The sequence below is a fragment of the Altererythrobacter sp. CAU 1778 genome (genome assembly GCF_054482795.1).
Genome location: NZ_JBTLRP010000002.1, coordinates 620,420 through 639,977, shown reverse-complemented (window position 1 = coordinate 639,977; position 19,558 = coordinate 620,420). Strand labels below are relative to the sequence as shown.

At 64.3% G+C, this 19,558-nt stretch carries 17 protein-coding genes, 1 tRNA gene and 1 other RNA gene; 9 read left to right on the top strand and 10 right to left on the bottom strand.

Translation table 11 applies throughout. The annotated features are described in order from the left end of the window. Positions 1-62: 62 nt before the first annotated feature. Together tsf and rpsB are read right to left on the bottom strand one after the other, a co-directional pair. On the bottom strand, positions 63-989 hold the full coding sequence (gene tsf, locus ACXYN8_RS11245) for a translation elongation factor Ts (RefSeq protein WP_458889535.1): 927 nt from the start codon (positions 987-989) through the stop codon (positions 63-65). Between the two features lie 96 nt (positions 990-1,085). After that, entirely contained in the window at positions 1,086-1,844 is a 759-nt protein-coding gene (gene rpsB, locus ACXYN8_RS11240; protein WP_458889534.1) for a 30S ribosomal protein S2, read from the bottom strand. 361 nt (positions 1,845-2,205) lie between these two features. Between rpsB and ACXYN8_RS11235 the strand changes: the two genes are divergently transcribed. Continuing rightward, entirely contained in the window at positions 2,206-2,448 is a 243-nt protein-coding gene (locus ACXYN8_RS11235) for a hypothetical protein (protein ID WP_458889533.1), read from the top strand. Here ACXYN8_RS11235 and ACXYN8_RS11230 read toward each other — a convergent pair. Continuing rightward, complete coding sequence (locus tag ACXYN8_RS11230; RefSeq protein WP_458889532.1) at positions 2,420-3,241, bottom strand: CDP-alcohol phosphatidyltransferase family protein; 822 nt, start codon at positions 3,239-3,241, stop codon at positions 2,420-2,422. The genes ACXYN8_RS11235 and ACXYN8_RS11230 overlap by 29 nt on opposite strands. Next, positions 3,238-3,984: a phosphatidylserine decarboxylase gene (locus tag ACXYN8_RS11225; RefSeq protein ID WP_458889531.1), complete on the bottom strand. Its 747-nt coding sequence runs from the start codon at positions 3,982-3,984 to the stop codon at positions 3,238-3,240. Before ACXYN8_RS11225 ends, ACXYN8_RS11230 begins: the two co-directional genes overlap by 4 nt. Before the next feature lie 116 nt (positions 3,985-4,100). Here ACXYN8_RS11225 and ACXYN8_RS11220 point away from each other — a divergent pair, with 116 nt between their 5' ends. Then, positions 4,101-5,174, top strand: coding sequence for a phosphatase PAP2 family protein (locus tag ACXYN8_RS11220; protein WP_458889529.1), 1,074 nt, complete (start codon positions 4,101-4,103; stop codon positions 5,172-5,174). A gap of 3 nt (positions 5,175-5,177) precedes the next feature. Here the strand turns inward: ACXYN8_RS11220 and ACXYN8_RS11215 are convergent, their stop codons facing one another. The 3 genes from ACXYN8_RS11215 to ACXYN8_RS11205 form a co-directional block, all read right to left on the bottom strand. Further along, positions 5,178-6,659, bottom strand: coding sequence for a Ppx/GppA phosphatase family protein (locus ACXYN8_RS11215; RefSeq protein ID WP_458889528.1), 1,482 nt, complete (start codon positions 6,657-6,659; stop codon positions 5,178-5,180). Beyond that, positions 6,656-8,833, bottom strand: coding sequence for an RNA degradosome polyphosphate kinase (locus ACXYN8_RS11210; protein ID WP_458889527.1), 2,178 nt, complete (start codon positions 8,831-8,833; stop codon positions 6,656-6,658). Before ACXYN8_RS11210 ends, ACXYN8_RS11215 begins: the two co-directional genes overlap by 4 nt. 97 nt (positions 8,834-8,930) lie before the next feature. Next, positions 8,931-9,016 (bottom strand) — tRNA-Tyr (locus tag ACXYN8_RS11205). Between the two features lie 151 nt (positions 9,017-9,167). On the opposite strand from ACXYN8_RS11205, the gene rlmB reads away from it, so the two are divergent. Beyond that, positions 9,168-9,977, top strand: a complete 810-nt coding sequence (rlmB, locus tag ACXYN8_RS11200) for a 23S rRNA (guanosine(2251)-2'-O)-methyltransferase RlmB (RefSeq protein WP_458889526.1) — start codon at positions 9,168-9,170, stop codon at positions 9,975-9,977. 90 nt (positions 9,978-10,067) lie between these two features. Here the strand turns inward: rlmB and ACXYN8_RS11195 are convergent, their stop codons facing one another. Together ACXYN8_RS11195 and lon are read right to left on the bottom strand one after the other, a co-directional pair. Further along, the gene (locus tag ACXYN8_RS11195; protein ID WP_458889525.1) at positions 10,068-10,340 is read right to left on the bottom strand and encodes an HU family DNA-binding protein; all 273 of its coding nucleotides are present in this window, start codon (positions 10,338-10,340) and stop codon (positions 10,068-10,070) included. A 260-nt stretch (positions 10,341-10,600) separates the two neighbouring features. Further along, positions 10,601-12,994, bottom strand: coding sequence for an endopeptidase La (gene lon / locus ACXYN8_RS11190; RefSeq protein ID WP_458889524.1), 2,394 nt, complete (start codon positions 12,992-12,994; stop codon positions 10,601-10,603). 143 nt (positions 12,995-13,137) lie between these two features. Between lon and hrpB the strand changes: the two genes are divergently transcribed. The 5 genes from hrpB to ACXYN8_RS11165 all read left to right on the top strand — a co-directional run bounded on the left by hrpB (position 13,138) and on the right by ACXYN8_RS11165 (position 18,177). Next, complete coding sequence (gene hrpB / locus ACXYN8_RS11185; protein ID WP_458889523.1) at positions 13,138-15,543, top strand: ATP-dependent helicase HrpB; 2,406 nt, start codon at positions 13,138-13,140, stop codon at positions 15,541-15,543. Positions 15,544-15,558: 15 nt separating this feature from the next. Then, positions 15,559-15,837 (top strand): ETC complex I subunit, encoded by a 279-nt coding sequence (locus ACXYN8_RS11180; protein ID WP_458889522.1) that lies wholly within the window; start codon positions 15,559-15,561, stop codon positions 15,835-15,837. A gap of 59 nt (positions 15,838-15,896) precedes the next feature. Then, positions 15,897-15,991: signal recognition particle sRNA small type (ffs, locus tag ACXYN8_RS11175), an RNA gene on the top strand. A gap of 58 nt (positions 15,992-16,049) precedes the next feature. Continuing rightward, positions 16,050-17,822 (top strand): DNA polymerase III subunit gamma/tau, encoded by a 1,773-nt coding sequence (locus ACXYN8_RS11170; RefSeq protein WP_458889521.1) that lies wholly within the window; start codon positions 16,050-16,052, stop codon positions 17,820-17,822. A gap of 13 nt (positions 17,823-17,835) precedes the next feature. Next, on the top strand, positions 17,836-18,177 hold the full coding sequence (locus tag ACXYN8_RS11165; RefSeq protein WP_458889520.1) for a YbaB/EbfC family nucleoid-associated protein: 342 nt from the start codon (positions 17,836-17,838) through the stop codon (positions 18,175-18,177). Positions 18,178-18,180: 3 nt separating this feature from the next. Here the strand turns inward: ACXYN8_RS11165 and ACXYN8_RS11160 are convergent, their stop codons facing one another. Further along, complete coding sequence (locus ACXYN8_RS11160; RefSeq protein ID WP_458889519.1) at positions 18,181-19,191, bottom strand: polyprenyl synthetase family protein; 1,011 nt, start codon at positions 19,189-19,191, stop codon at positions 18,181-18,183. Between the two features lie 65 nt (positions 19,192-19,256). On the opposite strand from ACXYN8_RS11160, the gene ACXYN8_RS11155 reads away from it, so the two are divergent. Next, positions 19,257-19,553, top strand: a complete 297-nt coding sequence (locus ACXYN8_RS11155) for a chorismate mutase (RefSeq protein WP_458889518.1) — start codon at positions 19,257-19,259, stop codon at positions 19,551-19,553. Positions 19,554-19,558 lie beyond the last annotated feature (5 nt).

The following is a 19,558-nucleotide window of genomic DNA, read 5'->3' as shown; positions in this document are numbered from 1 at the left end:
TGTCCGGAGGCCTTTTGCGAGCGCGGTCCCGGGGCAAATCCCGGTCTCCCGCAATTCGGTGATCAACCGCCGACGGCAGCAGCGACTTCTGCGGCGAAATCGCTTTCTTCCTTCTCGATGCCTTCGCCGAGCTGGTAGCGGACATAGTCCGTCAGTTCGATCTTGGCACCGGCGTCCTTGGCGGCCTGCGCGACGACCTGTTCGATCGGGGTCTTGTTGTCCATGACGAACAGCTGGCTCAACAGCGCGTTTTCCTTGGCGAACTTCTTCACCGCGCCGTCGACCATCTTTTCCTGCACTTCAGCCGGCTTGCCGCTTTCGGCAGCCTTTTCTGCGGCAATCGAACGCTCACGCTCGATCATTTCGGCGTCGAGGCCGTCGGCGTTCAGCGCCTGCGGGAAAGCAGCAGCAATGTGCCACGCCAGCTTCTTGCCGAGGTCTTCGAGCACGGCGCGATCCGCGTCGCTTTCCAGCGCCACGAGCACACCGATCTTGCCCAGGCCGTCAGAGGCGGCGTTGTGGACGTAGGGGAAGACGACGCCTTCGTTCACCGAAACGCTCTTCACGCGGCGAACCTGCTGGTTCTCACCGATCGTGGCGACGTTGTCGGTCAGCTTGTCGGCAACGGTGCCGCCGTCGGGATAGGCAGCAGCCTTGAGCGCGTCGACGTCATCGCTGTCCTGCGCCAGCGCGACCTGCGTCGTCTTGCGAACGAAGTCCTGGAACTGGTCGTTCTTGGCCACGAAGTCCGTTTCCGAGTTCACTTCGACGGCAACGCCCTTGGTGCCTTCCACGGCCACGCCGACGAGGCCTTCCGCTGCGGTGCGGCTCGACTTCTTCTGTGCGGTGGCGAGGCCCTTCGCGCGCAGTGCGTCGACAGCGGCTTCGATGTCGCCGTTCGCTTCTTCGAGCGCCTTCTTGGCGTCCATCATGCCTGCGCCGGTCTTTTCGCGCAGCTTCTTAACGTCAGCAGCTGTGAAAGCAGCCATGGTCAATTCCTTCAGCAAAAATGTGGGCGCCAGGCCACGAAGGGCCCGGCGCCGTTGGTCTTGTGGCGCGCCGAGATGACGGCGCAGCGACAGCGATCAGGCGCTGGCAGCCTCGGCCTCTGCCGGCGGCTCTTCCATCGCTCCCATATCTTCGCCCGACTCGGGAGCGGCACGGTTGCCACCCTTCGTCGCAGCTTCCGAAACGGCGTCGCAATACAGGCGGATCGCCCGGCTCGCATCGTCATTGCCCGGGATCGGGAATGCGATACCGCTCGGATCGACGTTGGTGTCGAGCACCGCGACCACCGGAATACCAAGCACGTTGGCTTCCTTGATCGCGAGATCTTCCTTGTTCGCGTCGATCACGAACATGACGTCGGGCAGGCCGCCCATGTCGCGAATGCCGCCGAGCGACATTTCGAGCTTGTCGCGCTTGCGCGTGAGGTCGAGGACTTCCTTCTTGGTCAGACCAGCGGTGTCACCCGAAAGACGCTCATCGAGCGACTTCAGGAACTTGATCCGTTCGCTGATGGTCTTCCAGTTGGTCAGCATCCCGCCGAGCCAGCGGTAGTTCACGAAGTGCTGGCCCGCGGCGAGCGCTGCTTCGCGGATCGGATCCTGCGCCTGGCGCTTCGTGCCGACGAACAGAACCTTGCCGCCCGCGCCGACCGTCGACGAGATGAAGTCGAGCGCACGCGCGAACAGCGGCACGGACTGCGACAGGTCGATAATGTGAACACCGTTGCGGGCGCCGAAGATGTACGGCTTCATCCGCGGGTTCCAGCGGTGGGTCTGGTGGCCGAAGTGTGCGCCGGCCTCAATCAATTGCTGCATCGTGACGGTAGGAGCCGCCATAGATAATTCCTTTCCGGTTTGTCCTCTGGAAGGCAGGGAACCTGCGATGGCCATCGGCCAGCGCGGGCACCGGTATGTCGGCGCCTTCCATGTGAATTTGCCCGGAAATACGTGCGGCAAAGCTGCCGACCGGTCTCCGGACGTGCGCGCCCTTAGCGTCTATGTTCTCGCTTGACCAGTACCAATCGGCGGCGCGGCATAAGGAGAATCGGTCCGATCCAGAACGAATCGGTTGACACTAGGAACATAAAGGGAACATATACTCGCAAGAACGCTTGGGGAACAAAGGTTGTCATACAGCGTTAACCACAACATATCCACAGCCTGCCCCCAAGGTTGTGACCATTGGAAAGATAGTTTGATGGTCGGTTTTCTGATCGCGATGGCGTTGATTGCTATTGCCACTTTCGCAACCCTGTCCCTCGCTCATTCCCTGCGGCAATCGCTTGCCAGCTACCGGGCCGTGACCGCAGAACTGCATCGCACGGAAACCGTCACGGTCATCCGTCGCGAAACCGCAGCTCTCGCTCGCAGCCGGGCAGGTCGTGGCTGGGCCGCTCCCGCAGCCGCGCGCGTCAGCTACGGGCGGCGCGCTGCCGCTTGAACCTGCTGTAGCGAACCAGCGAATAGGGTATCAGGATGAGATACCCGATGCAGATTATCGCCAGGGTCCACCAGGGTTCGAGCAATAGCGCAGCCACTAGAAGTCCCGCGAGCGCGATCGCTTCTAGCCGGATGCTGCGGCGTGGCCTGATCGAAGTCCAGCTGAGCGTCGCCATGTTCGAGATCATCAAGAAGGCGATTACTGCCACCCATGCGGTGACGAGCAGTGGCTCCTTGAACAGTTCGATCCCCGTCGAGACGTGCAGGTAGAAGGGCAGAAACGCCAGCCCTGCCCCCACCGGCGCCGGAACGCCGGTGAGATAGCCGGCCGACTTGTGCGGCTGATCGTCGGTATCGATCTGTGCGTTGAACCTCGCAAGGCGAAGCGCGCAGCAGATTGCGAATGCCAGCGACGCGAACCAGCCGAACCGCGGCAGGTCCTGCAATGTCCACATGAACATGATCAGCGCCGGAGCCATGCCGAAACTGAGCGAGTCCGCGAGACTGTCCAGCTCCGCACCGAAGCGTGACTGCGCTTTGAGGAGGCGGGCTATCCGCCCGTCGATCCCGTCGAGCATCCCGGCGATGAGGATCGCCAGCACCGCCATTTCGAAGTTGCCGCCGATCGCGAATCGGATTCCGGTCAGCCCCACACAGAGCGCCGCGGCGGTTATCGCATTGGGAATGACCGCCCGAAGCGTCAGACCACGCGCCCGTGGCGCAGGCGGAAATACCTCGTCCTCGGCGGCCTTCGGGCCAACGCGATAGCCGGGGTCCGGCCGGTCCGACTTCACTGGGCAACGCCCTCGATCAGGCGTTGCTGCCCAATGCGCGCAATCACTGTCTCACCGGCAACGATCTTCTGACCCAGCAGAACCTCCGGCAGAGTGCCCTGCGGCAGGTAGACGTCGACACGGCTGCCGAAGCGAATCAGGCCAACCCGCTGCCCGGCAGCCACGATGTCGCCCGGCTTGACGAATGGCACGATGCGGCGCGCTACCAGCCCGGCGATCTGGGTAAAGCCGATGGCCTGTCCATTACCCTGTTCGACCAGGATATGCTGGCGCTCGTTCTCTTCGCTCGCCTTGTCGAGATCGGCATTCATGAATTTGCCGGGGATGTAGACGACGCGGCGGATCGTCCCGCTGACGGGGGAGCGATTGATGTGCACATCGAACACGCTCATGAAGATCGACACGCGCGTGACCGACTGGCTGCCCAGCCCGCGCCCGTCCTGGTCGTCGATCTGGAGTTCCGGCGGAGGCTCGACTTCGGTGATAAGCGTGACGAGGCCGTCGGCCGGGGCAATGATCGCATTCTCGTCCTGCGGAACGGCGCGTTCCGGATCGCGAAAGAATGCCAGAGCCCCCAGCGTCAACGCGCCGAACGGCCAGGCCAGTGTCTCCCACGCCAGAAACGCGAACACCAGCGTCACGGCTGCGAAGATCGCGCCGAATTTGTATCCCTCGGGGTGAATCGGGGGCCAGCTCCAGCGTGCTTCGCCCTTGCCCGTGTTATCTACCAGTTCGCCTGCCATTGGGACCACTTAGGGACCGCGGCGCGAGGCGACAAGCGATAGCTCGGACAATCGCAAGCTGCGCCCCGGCCGCGCGTTATCGATTTTGCCAGATTCGCACGCTATGGCAGCAACGCATGGCAACGGGGTATTTCAGGCAGGCCTATCGCGCGCAGGTGCCGGTCTATGCGGTCGCAATCGCGTGGAGCATCGTCGTACTGGCGCTGGCGCAGTCGAAGGGCGTGCTCCCCGGCATCGGCGGCGTCCTGGGGAACGCCAAACTGTTCCTGGCGAGTGGCGTCGTCTTCCTTACTCTCGATCTGTTCGCGACCCTGTGGCGGGAGCGGCCCGACAGCCCGATCGCGTGTCTGAAGCAGCGTTACGGCGATCCCGACCTTCGCCGAGCGTTCCTCGCCGGCGTCCCGCTCCTGCTGATCGTCATCGTCCTCATGCCGCTGTTCTCGATGATGAAGTCGATGATCCCGCTGTTCAACGATTACACCTGGGACGCGACCTTCATCGCGTGGGACCGCGCGCTGTTCTTCGGCCAGGATGCGTGGCGCGTCCTTCAGCCCGTGTTCGGTTATCCCGTCGTCACCGCGCTTATTGCGGTCGCGTATCATCTGTGGATGCTACTCATCTACCCCGGCGTCCTGATGCTGATCTATCACCCCCGCGTTAGCGAAGACACGAAGCGGCGGTTCTTCTTCTGTTACGTTCTCGCATGGGCGCTGGTCGGCGGGGCGCTGGCCACCTGGCTCGCCTCGGTGGGGCCTGCTTTCTTGGAGCCGCTGACCGGCGATGCGACGTTTGCGCCCCAGATGGCTTATCTAAACGCCGCGAACGAGCAGGTGCCGGTGATGACGCTGACCGTTCAGGGGCTTTTGCTCGACTGGTTTCATGCCGACGAAAGCGGGCTCGGCAGCGGGATCACTGCCATGCCCAGCATGCACGTGGCGATTGCTTTCCTCTACTGGCTAGCGTGCCGGGAGATCGATCCGAAGCTGGGTCGGGCCGCCCTTATTTTCCTGATCGTTATCTGGATCGGCTCGGTCCACACCGCCTACCACTATGCCGTCGACGGGATCGTCTCAGGGATCGCAGTTCTGGCCCTCTGGCTGCTGAGCAAGCCTGTTTTCAACTTTTGGGACCGTTTCTCGATGCGCACCGGCGGTGCACCAGTCCAACCCGAAAGCGTGCCGGCAGAATAGCCGTCAGTCCGCGTTGGCGACGGTGCGGACCTGCGGTGCCAGGCCGAGCCAATCTGCCAGAATGGAGAGATCGCTTTCCCCTTGCGGACCAACGAGAGCGGCACTGCCTTCTTCCACTTCGAGGACCAGCCTATCCTCTTCGCGCAGCAGCCGCGTGACTTTCAGGGCAAGCTTCGAACCGCCTCCGAGCCGGCGATGAAGTCGCGTTGCGAGGCCCCAGCCTGCCGCACGTCGAAGCGCTGCCTCATCCGCCAGCCGTTCCACTCCGGGCGGAAAGTCGGAATTGCCGCAACTCGCCCACAGCGCCGATGCGAGTTGACCGCGCCCGGCCATGTCCAGCCCGATCCAGCGCTTGTTGAGCGCCCAGTCCAGCGCGTGGCGGGCCCGCCAGTTCGGTTCGACCCGCGCGTTCGCCAGCGCCAGCTTGGTAGCCCCCATCCGCAAGCGCTCCTCCCCCGGTGCTCCACCACCTGACGCTGCGACGCACCATGCGGCGACCTGCGTCGCAGTGCCCGGATCGACCCCGCGCGAGGCCGCGAAATGTGTCGTCCCAACGAGAAACGGGTCCTGTGCGCGGACCAGCGGATCGAGCTGCTCGAACAGCACGCCCTCTCGCAATCCCCAGGAACTGAAGACCAGCGAATCGGGATCGAGTTCTTCCAGCATGATGGCCAGCAAGGCTGCGGCATGGGGCAGCGCTTCGCTGCGTGAACTTGCAACGCCGGACAGATCTGCCAGCGTATCAGGCGCCTCCGCCGCGACAGCCTTCGCGAAGTCGCGCGCCTGTTCGACCGGCAGCTCGAAACCGTGGGGGTCGTCGATCGGATAGTCGAGCTTCTGCATTGCCCATGCCGCGAAGGCCCGCCAGGTGCCGCCGACCATATACAGCGGTCCGGGATGCCGCCCCGCCCAGCCCGCTTCGCCGATGCAACTGCGGACGCGTTCGTCGAATGCCTGCTCTCCGTGATCTCGCAGGGCAGGCAATCGCAAGGTACCGAGCGGTAGAGAGTGCCCGTCGTGGCTGTCGCCGCCCGCCACAGAAACCAGCTCGAGGCTGCCGCCGCCAAGGTCGCAGACCACGCCATGCGCGTCAGGGAAGGCCCCCAGCACACCCATGGCGGACGCGCGGGCCTCTTCCTCGCCGGTGAGGACGCGCGGCACGAGTCCGGCATTCGCAGCGCGGTCGACGAATGCGGGGCCATTGGCTGCATCGCGCACGGCGGCAGTGGCCAAGACTTCGACGGATTCCATTCGCAGATTGTCGAGGATCATCGCGTATCGCTGAAGCGCGGGCAGTGCGATGTCGAAGCCTTCCTCCGGTATCTCCCCGGTCGCTTCGAGATCGCGGCCAAGCCGCGCGACGACCTTCTCGTTCACCCAGGTGCTCGGCGCGCGCGCGGGCTCGCCATAGACCACCAGGCGGACCGTGTTCGAACCGATGTCGACGACGGCGCGTCGCTGCTCCTTCGCGTCTGCGCGGTTCAACGTGCGCGCCTGCCGAGCGACAGCTTGGGCACGGATTTCGACCCGAGCGCTTCGCCGCGCCCGGAAAGGGAAGGGTTGGTCATGAAGTAGTCGTGGCAGTTGAACGGCGTTTCGCCAAGGGGCGCGCGCTCGTAACTCCCGTCGCTCTGCAAGTTCCAGCTCAACACATCGTCGAGCAAATTGGCCATCAGTACCTGTTCGAGAACCTGATCGTGAACGGTCGCATTGCGGATCGGCACCAGCACCTCGATCCGGCGATTGAGATTGCGCGACATGGCATCGGCGGACGAAATGTACACTTTCGCCCGCGCGCTCGGCAGCGCGTAGCCATTGGCAAACGCCCATATCCGCCCGTGTTCCAGAAAGCGTCCGATGATCGACTTGACGCGAATGTTCTCCGACAGGCCGGGCACGCCGGGCCTCAGGCAGCAATTCCCGCGCACGACCAACCGGATATCAACGCCCGCGGCGCTTGCATCGTAGAGGCGGTCGATGACGCCCTTCTCGGTCAGGGAATTCAGCTTGGCCCAGATCGCGGCCGGTCGCCCCTTGCGGCTGTTTTCGATCTCGCGATCGATCAGCTCGTACAGCGTGGCGCGCAGGTTGAGCGGAGAAATCGCCAGCAGTTCCGCCTTCGGTTCGACATAGCCGGTGATGAAATTGAACAGCTTACCCGCATCCCGGCCATAACGCGGGTCTGCCGTGAAGAAGCTGAGGTCGGTGTAGATGCGCGAAGTGAGAGGGTGATAGTTACCCGTGCCGAAATGGCAGTAGGTGCGATTGACGCCGTCCTCCCGCCGCACGACCATTGCGACCTTCGCATGGGTTTTCCAGTCGACGAACCCGTAGATGACCTGCACGCCCGCGCGTTCCAGCTCGCTCGCCCACTGGAGGTTGCGTTCCTCGTCGAAGCGGGCCTTCAGTTCGACCACCGCCGTCACCGACTTGCCGTTTTCCGCCGCTTCGATCAGTGCGTTTATGATCGGTGACTGGTCGCCCGCGCGGTAAAGCGTCTGCTTGATCGCGATCACGGCCGGGTCGCGAGCAGCCTGTCGCACGAAGTCCACGACGACCTCGAAACTTTCGTACGGGTGGTGGACGATGAAGTCCTTGGCCCGGATCGCTGCGAAGCAATCGCCGTCATACTCCGTCACCCGCTCCGGATAGCGCGGGGTGTACGGCGCGAACTTGAGCTCGGCGCGGTCCTCGTCAACGATTGCCGCGAGGTCCGCGATGCCCAGCAATCCCCTGGTGCGCGCCACCATCGTCTGCGGGACGGTAAGCTGCTCGCGCAACAACGCCTCTGCATCGTTGTCGAAGGCTTCTTCCAGCTCAAGCCGGATGACGCTGCCACGGCGCCGCCGCTGGATGGCGCTACGGAAATAGCGCACGAGATCTTCGGCTTCCTCCTCGATCTCGATGTCGCTGTCGCGCAGGATACGGAACACGCCGTCGCGGTGCACTTCGAAACCGGGAAACAGGCTGTTCGCATGTGTGCGGATCAAATCCTCGATCGCCACATACGTCGCGTCGTCACCTGCCAGCCGCACGAAGCGATTGAGGCCCGACGGGATCAGCACCATGGACGTCAACGACCCGCCGCCGTCCTTGCGTTCCAGATCGAACAACAGCCCCATGCCGAGGTTCGGGACGAATGGAAACGGGTGAGCCGGGTCGATCGCCTGCGGCGTCAGCGCGGGCAGAATGTGATGCACGAAATACTGGCGAAGTTCCCGGCGCCGGTCAGCGTCCAGAGAAGCGATCGCGGCGATACGGACGCCCTCGCCTTCCAGCAGTCGTCCGATTTCGGCGAGGCTGGCCTGCTGCCGCTGCTCCAGCGCATCGATCCGCTCGCGAATGGCGGCGAGCTGCTGGCTCGGCGTCTGACCGTCGATCGACAGCCGTTCGATCCCGCGGTTCACCTGCCCGGCAAGCCCTGCCACGCGGATCATCATGAACTCGTCGAGATTGCTGCCCGAAATGGAAAGGAAGCGCAGCCGCTCAAGCAGGGGATTGTCGGCATTGTCCGCCGCGCTGAGAACGCGGTCGTTGAACGACAGCCAGCTCAGCTCTCGATTGAAATAGCAGTCGCCCGGTGGACGCTGCAAAGCGGAGCTTTCCCGGTTGTCGATGGCGGGGGATTCATCTCGGGAGAATGGATGGCCGGTAGACATGACCCGAAAAGCGCTGCTGCCAACAGCCGCGCCGGTCAAGCCCCATGGCGCGCCAACGCGACACGGTCACATTTCAGGCATTGGAGCGGAAGAAAGGTGGTGGACAGGGCTGGATTCGAACCAGCGTACGCTTGCGCGGGCAGATTTACAGTCTGCTGCCTTTAACCACTCGGCCACCTGTCCACACCCTGAGGCATTTGCGGCCCTGAAGCCGCTTGTCGGACCGCGCTAGAAGCCGGTCCTGAGTGCCGAGAGGCGCCCCATTGGCGAAGCCGCGCTTGCCTGTCAATGGCCGTGCTGGCAGGACGCCGCCTCACACTTGCCACAAGGATCGATGGAATTGGCCAGGAAAGGCGACAAGCGCGCATTGCGCGGCCGCGCAGGGCGGATGAAGAACGGACGCGGAAGCGGCCGGGCGAGCAGCGGCCAGGTGCGCCTGTGGGGCCGCCACGCGGTCGAAGCGGCGCTCAAGAACCCCGAACGCAGCCATCGCAAGCTGTGGGCGACGCGCGAGGGGGTCGAATCGCTCGATGGCGAACTGCCCGAAGGTTTCCCGGTCGAATATGCCGATGTCGCCGACCTTGGGCGACTGGTCGCCAAGGATGCGCCGCATCAGGGGCTGGTGCTGGAGTGCGCCGCGCTGGAGGATCTGCATCTCGACGATGTGCTCGATGCCGATAGCGGACGCCCGATCGTGTTTCTCGACCAGGTGACCGACCCGCACAACGTGGGAGCCATCCTGCGCTCCGCCGCGGCATTCGACGCCGTCGCAATCGTCACGCAGGATCGGCACGCACCGCCCGAATCGGGCGTGGTGGCCAAATCCGCTTCCGGTGCGCTCGAGTTCGTGCCGTGGGTTCGCGTCGTCAATCTGTCCCGCGCGCTTCAGGAAGCCGCGGAGGCTGGTTACTGGCGCATCGGGCTAGCCGGTGAGGCCGAGAGCGATTTCGCGGCCGCCCTGCCTGCGGGCCCGGTTGCCATCGTCTTGGGCGCAGAAGGCGAAGGCCTGCGACACAACGTCGCGGAACATTGCGACACGCTCGCCAAGCTGCCGATCAGCGAGGCAATGGAAAGCCTGAACGTCTCCAATGCTGCGGCCATCGCGCTTTACGCAGCAAACCAGAAGCTGCGGCAAGCAGACTAGGGCGCTGCATCGGGCACGAAAAGGCCGCCCGGACCATTGGGTGCGGGCGGCCTTTGTCACTCTGTGCTGCGTATCGGAACCGCAGTTAGATCAGTTAACCGCGTCCTTCAGACCCTTGCCTGCCTTGAACTTCGGCTGCGTAGAGGCCGGGATCTTCATCGGTTCGCCGGTCCGGGGGTTACGCCCGGTCGATGCCTTGCGGCGCGCGACGGAGAAAGTGCCGAACCCGACGAGCCGGACTTCATCGCCCTTGGACAGAGACTGCGTAATCGTGTCGAAAACGCTTTCCACCGCACGCGTGGCGTCGGTCTTGGAAAGTCCGCTGCTGTCTGCGACTGCGCCGATTAGCTCGTTTTTGTTCATTGGTTTCGGAACCCCCTCTGGATCGGATGTCTGGACGATGGCCGGTTCGCCATCGCGATAACGGCGGAGTTCACCCGCTTTTCCCGGTCAAGTCAAAGGCAAACGCGCCCTAAACAGCACGTTTGGCCGCAAATAGCGGCGCTTTGGCCCCCTATTCCCCGAACGGGACGGAATTGCCCGGCGACAGACGTGGCCCAGTCAAACGCCGCATGAGGTGACGCCGCCCGATTCGCTGCATCGCAGCACCGGGCGGCGAAATCTCAGTGTGCGGTCGCAGCACCGGCAGGGGTAACGCCCCCGGCGACAGGCTGGCTGGCGAGATCGTCCGCCTCGGTCCACTCGATCGGCGCGGGGATGGCGGTCAGCGCACGTTCCAGAACCTGATCTACATGGCTGACCGGCACGATCTCCAGTCCGTCGGTAATCGTGTCGGGTATCTCGGCGAGATCCTTCACGTTCTCTTCCGGGATCAGCACAGTCTTGATCCCGCCGCGCAGCGCCGCGAGAAGCTTCTCTTTCAGCCCGCCGATCGCCAGCACCCGGCCACGCAGGGTGACTTCGCCTGTCATCGCCACGTCCGGTCGCACCGTCACGCCAGTCAGCGCCGACACGATCGAGGTGACCATGCCCACGCCGGCGCTCGGGCCGTCCTTTGGCACTGCGCCCTCGGGTAGGTGAATGTGGATATTCTTGCGCTGGAAGATGCTGGGCTTGATGCCGTAGGCAGGCGCGCGCGCCTTGACGAAACTGAAGGCTGCGGCGACGCTTTCGTTCATCACCTCACCCAGTTTGCCGGTGGTCTTGACCTCGCCCTTGCCCGGCGTCGTGACGCTTTCGATGGTAAGCAGCTCGCCGCCCACTTCGGTCCAAGCGAGCCCGGTGACTGCACCGACCTGTGCCTCGTCTTCGCTCATGCCGTGCTTGAACTTACGCACGCCCGCAAACTCGCCGAGGTTTTCGGGCGTGATCGTGACGCTCGCGACCTGCTTTTCGAGAATCTTGCGAAGGCTCTTGCGAGCCAGCCGTGCGATCTCACGCTCCAGCGTGCGGACGCCCGCTTCCCGCGTGTAGTAACGGATCAGGTCGCGCAAGCCACCTTCGGTCAGTTCGAACTCGCCCTTCTTCAGGCCGTGGTCCTTGATCTGCTTGGGCAGCAGGTGCCGGGTCGCGATTTCGACCTTCTCATCCTCCGTATAGCCTTCCAGCCGGATGATCTCCATCCGGTCGAGCAACGGCTGCGGGAGGTTCAGGCTATTGGCCGTAGTGACGAACATGATGTCCGACAGGTCGATGTCGAGTTCCAGGTAATGATCCTGGAACTTCGCATTCTGTTCGGGATCGAGCACTTCGAGCAGCGCCGACGCGGGATCGCCACGGAAATCCTGGCCGAGCTTGTCGATTTCGTCGAGCAGGAACAGCGGATTGCTCTTGCCCGCCTTGCGCAGGTTGGAGACGATCTTGCCCGGCAGCGAGCCGATATAGGTGCGCCGATGGCCGCGGATTTCCGCTTCGTCCCGCACGCCGCCCAGCGACTGGCGGATGAACTCGCGACCGGTGGCCCGCGCAATCGACTTTCCGAGGCTGGTCTTGCCGACGCCCGGCGGACCGACGAGGCACAGAATTGGCCCCTTCAGCTTGTTGGTGCGCGCCTGCACGGCAAGATACTCGATGATCCGGTCCTTGACCTTTTCCAGACCGTAGTGGTCCTCATCCAGCACGGCCTGGGCCTTCGCGATATCCTTCTTCACGCGGCTCTTCTCGCCCCACGGAAGGCCGAGCAGGACGTCGAGGTAGTTGCGAATGACAGTCGCCTCGGCACTCATCGGCTGCATGGTCTTGAGCTTCTTCAGCTCCGACGTCGCCTTTGCCTTGGCCTCGTCCGACATCTTGAGCGTGTCGATCTTCTGCTGGAGTTCGGCGATTTCATCGCCTTCCTCGCCCTCGCCGCCAAGCTCGGTCTGGATCGCCTTGAGCTGTTCGTTGAGGTAATATTCGCGCTGCGTCTTCTCCATCTGCCGCTTCACGCGGCCGCGGATCTTCCGCTCGACCTGAAGAACGGAGAGTTCGCCTTCCATGAAAGAATAGACCATCTCCAGCCGCTTCAGCGGATCGGCTTCGTCCAGCAAAGACTGCTTGTCGGCAACCTTGGCGTTGAGGTTGGCGCAGATCGCATCGGCCAGCTTGCCGGCGTCGTCCATCTCGGCCAGTTCGTCCTCGATCCCGTCGGGCAGCTTCTTGTTGAGCTTCGCGTAGTCGCGGAACTGGTCGACCGCGGTGCGCATCATGGCCGCGACTTCATTGCCGCCGACCGTCTCTTCCGGCACCGGATCGACCGAAGCGACGACCAGATCGCCCTCTTCACGCAAATCCAGCAGGGTCGCGCGCGATTGCCCCTCCACCAGCACGCGGACAGTGCCATCGGGCAGCTTCAGCATTTGCAGCACCTGCGCCACGACGCCGTTCTCGAACAGATCATCGCGTTCGGGATCGTCGCAACCGGGATCGTGCTGGGCGAGGAGGAAGATCTCCTTCTCGTTTTCCATCGCCTTTTCCAGCGCGGCGACCGACTTGGGTCGTCCCACGAACAGCGGCACGACCATGCCGGGAAACGCGACGATGTCGCGAAGGGGAAGAAGGGGGAAAGTTTTGCTCATAATTCGGGTCCGTCCAGCGGCGCAGCGGCCGCGTCCAATTGACCTGGGATATGGGAAGGCGTCGCACCCGCCGCAACCGGCAGCATGGCGAATGCTGTGGAGACGCTTGCGGTGAGGTCGCAGCACCGGCTAGCGCGGGGATGATGGCCGACCTGCCGATCCATGCCGTTTTGCCGCAACTCTGCGACGCACTGAGCACGCGGACCGCCGCCGTGCTGATTGCCCCACCGGGCGCGGGCAAGACCACGGCTGTCGCGCCGCGCCTGCTGGACGAGCCGTGGTGCCAGGGTCAGATCATCCTCACCAGCCCGCGCCGCGTGGCCGCGCGTGCGGCGGCAGAGCGGATGGCAGCCATGCTGGGCGAAAAGCCGGGCGAGACAGTGGGATACGTCACCCGGCTCGACACCAAGCAATCGAAGTCCACGCGCGTAGTCGTGATGACCGAGGCGATTTTCGTATCCCGCATCCTCGGCGATCAGGAACTTGGCGGCATCTCCGCCGTGCTGTTCGACGAAGCGCACGAGCGCAGCATCGACATCGACCTCGGGCTGGCGCTGGCGATCGAGAGCCAGTCCGTGCTGCGCCCGGACCTGCGGATCTGCGTTATGTCAGCCACCATCGATGGCGACCGCTTCGCAGCCCTGCTCGACAATGCATCGGTCGTCACCAGTGAGGGCAAGGCGCATCCGCTTGAGATACGCTGGCTTGGCTCGTCGCCCCAGCAGCGGATCGAGGACGCGAGCGCCGAGGCTGTCCGCACCGCATGGCGGGAGACAGAGGGTGACATACTCGCTTTCCTGCCCGGCGTGCGGGAGATCGAGAGGACGCAGGAAAGACTTGCCGCCGCCCTGCCCTCCGCCGTGCTCCTGCCGCTGCATTCGCAGGTCCGCCCCGAAGAACAACGCCGCGCTCTGGTCCGCGATGCCGAGGGGCGCCGCCGGATCGTGCTGGCAACCAGCATCGCGGAAACCTCGCTTACGCTCGATGGTGTCAGCGTGGTGGTGGACAGCGGGCTTGCGCGGCGGCCGGCCTTCGATGTCGCCGCAGGGCTGAGCCACCTTATCACGACGCGCGCCAGCCGCGCTGCTGCGGACCAACGCGCCGGCCGCGCTGCGCGACAGGGTCCGGGGGTTGCCTATCGCCTGTGGGAGCAGGCGGCGCACACCGGGCGCATCGCCTATGACCCGCCGGAGATCGCCAACAGCGATCTTGCGCCCATGGCCCTCGCGCTGGCGCAGTGGGGCGCGTCGTCGCCGCAACACCTTCCCCTGCTCGATCCACCGCCAGCGCCCGCGTGGGACGAGGCGCTGGCCCGGCTGAAGGACCTTGGCGCGGTGGGCGACAACGGCGCAATCACTGCGCGGGGCAAGGAGCTGGCCGCCCTCCCCATGCACCCGGTCCTCGCAGCCATGGTACTGGCAGGGGCTGAAGACGGACAGGCCGAAGACGCAGCGTGCCTTGCCCTGCTGCTGCAAGAGCGGGGCCTTGGCGGGCGTGGCGAGGATCTGCTGGGTCGGCTCGACCGCTTCAGGAACGACCGTGGCACCAGGGCAGAAGCCTCGCGAAAGCTCGCCCGGCGATGGGCCGGCCTCGTAGCCGTGGGGGCAGAGCGTGTCGGGACGAACCCTGCCGTGTTCCTCGCCCAGGCCCTGCCCCGGAACCTTGCCCGCCGCCGCGACAGGAGCGGCGAGAGCTGGCACTCCGTTGGCGGTCGGGGCTTCGTGCTCGACCCGGCCTCGCCGCTCGCCAGCGCCGAGTGGCTGGCGATCGGAGATGCGCAAGGCAGCGCGCGCGGCGCTCGCATAACCGCGGCAGCGACGCTGACCGCCGCCGAAGTCGATGAGCATTTTGCCGAACGCATCGAACAGCGTCGCACCTTGCGCTGGAACGATCAGGCCGGGCGCGTCGAAGCGCGGCTGGAAAAGCGGCTCGGCGCGATCACATTGTCGAGCGGTCCCGACCCGTCACCCGATGCGAATGCCGTCGAGGCCTTGCTCCTGGAGACGGCGCTGGCCAAGCGCGACAGCCTTCTGCCTGCCAATCTCGTCGCCCGGTCCACTCACGCCGGCGTGATGGATCTCGCCAGTGCCGATGCCGAGCTCTGGCTGGCACCGCTGCTGAAAGGCCGACGTGATCTGGCCCTTGAGCCTTCGAGGGTGGCTGAGGCGCTCCTCGCCACGCTCGACTGGGACACGCGCCAGCGGCTCGACCGGGTAGCCCCGCGCGCCTTCACCTCGCCCGCAGGCACACAGCACACCATCGACTACACCGGCGATGGTGCGCCCTCCGTCGAAGTTCGGGTCCAGGCGCTGTTCGGCCTCGATGAGCATCCGATGATCGGCGGCACGCCGCTTCTACTCCAGCTTACCAGCCCCGCCGGTCGGCCGATCCAGGCGACCCGCGACCTGCCGGGCTTCTGGCGAGGCAGCTGGGCCGATGTTCGCAAGGAAATGAAGGGCCGCTACCCGAAGCATCGCTGGCCCGAGGAGCCATGGCGCGAGGCACCGAGCCTCAAGACCAAACGCGCCTTTTCAAATTCGCCGGGCTGAATTACAGCGCCTCCCATGACCGCACGTATCTATCAGCGACCGCAAAGCGCCATGCAGTCCGGCAAGGCGCGCACCGACCTCTGGGTGCTGGAATTCGAACCTGGCGAGGCGAAGCGCGCCGATCCGCTCATGGGCTGGGCCGGTAGCGGCGACATGAAACAGCAACTGAAGCTGAACTTCGAAAGCTGCGAAGCGGCCAAGGCCTATGCCGAGAAGAATGGCATAGAATATCGCATGCACGCCACGCCGCCCAAGACGCTGAAGATCCAGGCTTACGCCGACAATTTCCGCTGAACGTGTCCCCACCGCCGATGCGGTGTTGAAATCCTGCCGATTCGCCGCCATATGGCCGACCGGGAGTCGGGTGGACGTTTGCGTTCGCTCACCGGGTCAGGTCCGGAAGGAAGCAGCCCAGGTGGATTGCGACGGGTCGCCCGGCTCCTTTTTCACATACATCACCGCCGTCGCCCATGACATCGCGCCCGCGAGCGCCTACCTGTCAGCGCATGGGTGATTCACCGGACAATTCCTCCGACCTTCCGTGGGAGACCGACGAGCAGAAGGATGCGCCGAGCGCGGCGGAACTCGAAGCGGCGGGACAGGATTCGATGTTCGGCGCAGCACCGGAAACGCGCGCAGCCGCGCCGCAGCCCGCAAAGATTCCGACGGCACCGGCGCAGCCTTACCGCGTGCTGGCTCGCAAGTATCGTCCTCAGACGTTCAGCGAACTGATCGGGCAGGATGCGATGGTGCAAACCCTCGCCAATGCGATCAAGCGCGACCGGCTGGCCCATGCCTTCCTGATGACCGGAGTGCGCGGGGTCGGCAAGACCTCGACCGCGCGCTTGATCGCAAAGGCGCTCAATTGCATCGGGCCAGATGGAACGGGCGGACCGACGATAGACCCCTGCGGCGTGTGCGAACCCTGCACTGCGATTGCCGAAGGGCGCCACATCGATGTCATCGAAATGGATGCCGCCAGCCATACCGGGGTGGACGACGTGCGCGAGATCATCGAAGCGGTGCGCTATGCCGCCGTCTCGGCGCGCTACAAGATCTATATCATCGACGAAGTGCACATGTTGTCGCGCAATGCTTTCAACGCCTTGCTGAAGACACTTGAGGAACCCCCTGCGCATGTGAAATTCCTCTTCGCGACGACCGAGGTCGACAAGCTGCCTGTTACGGTCCTCAGCCGAACGCAACGCTTCGACCTTCGGCGCATCACGACGCCGCTGCTGCAACAGCACTTCGCCTATGTCTGCGAGCAGGAAGGCGTCGCTGCCGACGAGGAAGCGCTGGCCATGATCGCCGCCGCTGCCGAAGGGTCCGTCCGCGATGGTCTCTCGATTCTCGACCAGGCGATTGCCCATGCCGATCTGGATGCCGACGGCCGGGTCACGGCCGCGCGCGTCCGCGACATGCTGGGACTGGCGGACAAATCGGCACAGCGCGACCTGTTGAAGGCGATATTGTCGGGCGATCCCAAGGCGATGCTGGCGAAAGTCGATTCGCAATATGCACTGGGTGTCGAGCCGTTGGCACTCATGCGCGGGGTCATGGACATGGTCCATCGCATTACCATCGCGCAAATCGGCGACAGCGGCGCGGATGCGGCCACGGCGGAAGAACGCGCGCTTATCGAAGAGTGGGCGCAAAGCATCCCTGCCGGGAAGCTGCATCGCCTGTGGCAACTGGTTCTCAAGGGTTACGACGAAACCCGCCAGGCACCCGACCCACTTGTCGCCGCGCAGATGGCGCTGCTGCGCGTTCTTCATGCCGCCGACCTTCCCGATCCCGGTTCGCTGGTCAAACACCTCGAAACGTTGGCAAGCGCAGCCCCGGCAAGCAACGCCCCTGATCGCTCCACTCCGGCCGAAGCGCCGACCGCTTCGCTCGACTGGTCGGAATTGTGCGAGCGGGTCGACCGCTCCGGCCAGCTTCTCACCGCGCAGACGATGCGCGACTGGCTGCGGGTCATCGAACTGGTACCGGGCAGGCTGGTATTCTCGCTCGCGCCCGGCCTGCCGCTCGATCCGGTGCCGGACGTGAAGGACGCCCTGCTCAAGCTGACCGGCGATCGCTGGCAGGTTGAACAGGTCGCCGAAGGCGGCGCTCCAACGCTGCGCGAACGCGAGGAAGCCGCCAGGGCCGAAGCCGATGCGGCCATGCGCAAGCATCCGCTGGTCGAAGCCGCGTTCGCAGCCTTTCCCGACGCAGAGTTCGTCGAGACGACACCCCCGCCCGCCAGCAACCGCAACTGGAGCCGGCGGGCCTGACTAGGATAGTGACATGAAATCGATGGAAGAAATGCTCAAGGCCGCTCAGGAAGCTGCCGAAACGATCCAGAAACAGATGGGCGATGCGCAGGCGAAGCTCGATTCGATCGAAGTCGAAGGCAAGGCAGGGGGCGGCCTCGTCACCATCCGCTGCACCGCGAAAGGCCGCATTCTTGGCGTGGCAATCGACGACAGCCTGATGAAGCCGGAGGAAAAGTCGATCCTAGAGGATCTGATAACGGCTGCTTTCAACGACGCGCGCACGAAGGCCGATCAGAAGGCCAATGAAGAAATGCAGCGCATCCAGGGCGGCATGGGTCTTCCGCCGGGTTTCAACCTGCCGGGTATGGGCTGAGGCTCAGTATCCGCGGCTGACGGCGAACTCCGCCGCTTCGCCCATGGCAGCACGCGCGCGGTTGTCGGGGAAGATCGACAGCGCGTCGATGGCACGGCTTGCGAAATGGCGCGCCCGCTCACGCGTGGCGGAAACCGCGTCGTGACGGCGGATCAGCTCGACGGCGTGCGCGAGATCCTCGTCCGAATTGGCGAAACCCGCGATCGCATCCTGCCAGAAGCGCCGCTCCGTCTCGTCCCCGCGCGCATAGGCGAGGATCACCGGCAGGGTCATCTTGCCTTCGCGGAAGTCGTCGCCGCGGTCCTTGCCCATCTCCGCCGCGTCGGAATCGTAATCGATGGCATCATCCACCAGCTGGAACGCGATGCCGAGATTGCGGCCATAGTCGTCCAGCGCCTGCTCTTCCTTGTCGCTGCGCTCGGCAACCACCGCGGAAATGCGGCTGGCGGCAGCGAACAGCGCGGCCGTTTTCGCGCCGATGATGTTGAGGTAACGTTCCTCACTCGTTTCGATTACGCGCTGGGCGGTCAGCTGATCGACCTCGCCCTGCGCGATGATCGCACTGGCCGAGGAGAGGATCTTGAGAACCTTCAGGCTGCCGTCCTCGACCATAAGTTCGAACGCGCGGCTGAAGAGAAAATCGCCGACCAGCACGGTGGCGGGGTTTCCGAAAACGAGGTTGGCTGCCTCTTTCCCGCGGCGTGTCTCGCTGCCGTCCACGACGTCGTCGTGCAGCAGGGTTGCAGTGTGAATGAATTCGACCGCCGCAGCCAGCTTGTGATGGCGACTGCCGTTGTAACCGACCAGTTCAGCCCCCGCGAGGGTGAGCATCGGACGCATCCGCTTGCCACCCCCGGCGATCAGATGCCCGGCTAGAGCTGGGATGAGCGGGATCTCGCTCTGCATCCGGTCGAGGATGATCGCATTGACCGAATTCATCGGCGTCGCGGTCAGGGCGAGAATCGGCGAAAGGCTCGGCTCGCTGCGCTTGAAGGGAACGACATCTGCGGTCATGGCCGCGATGAATGGCGGTGCCGCGCACGCTTGGCAAGCGATGAAAGCGTGCTACCTGTTGCGCCATGAGCAATACCGCCGAAGATCCGCAACTCGCCAGCTTCCGCAAAAGCATCGACAATTTCGACGCCGCGCTGATTCATATCCTCGCGGAGCGGTTTCGCATCACCAAGGCGGTTGGCGAGTACAAGGCGACGGCTAAGCTGCCGCCAGCGGACCCGGGGCGGGAAGAACGACAGATCGCACGCCTGCGCAGGCTGGCCGAAGACGCCAACCTGGATCCGGAGTTCAGCGAAAAATTCCTGCGCTTCATTATCGACGAGGTGATCCGTCACCATCGCCAGGCGGGCAGCACGGACTAAGCCGC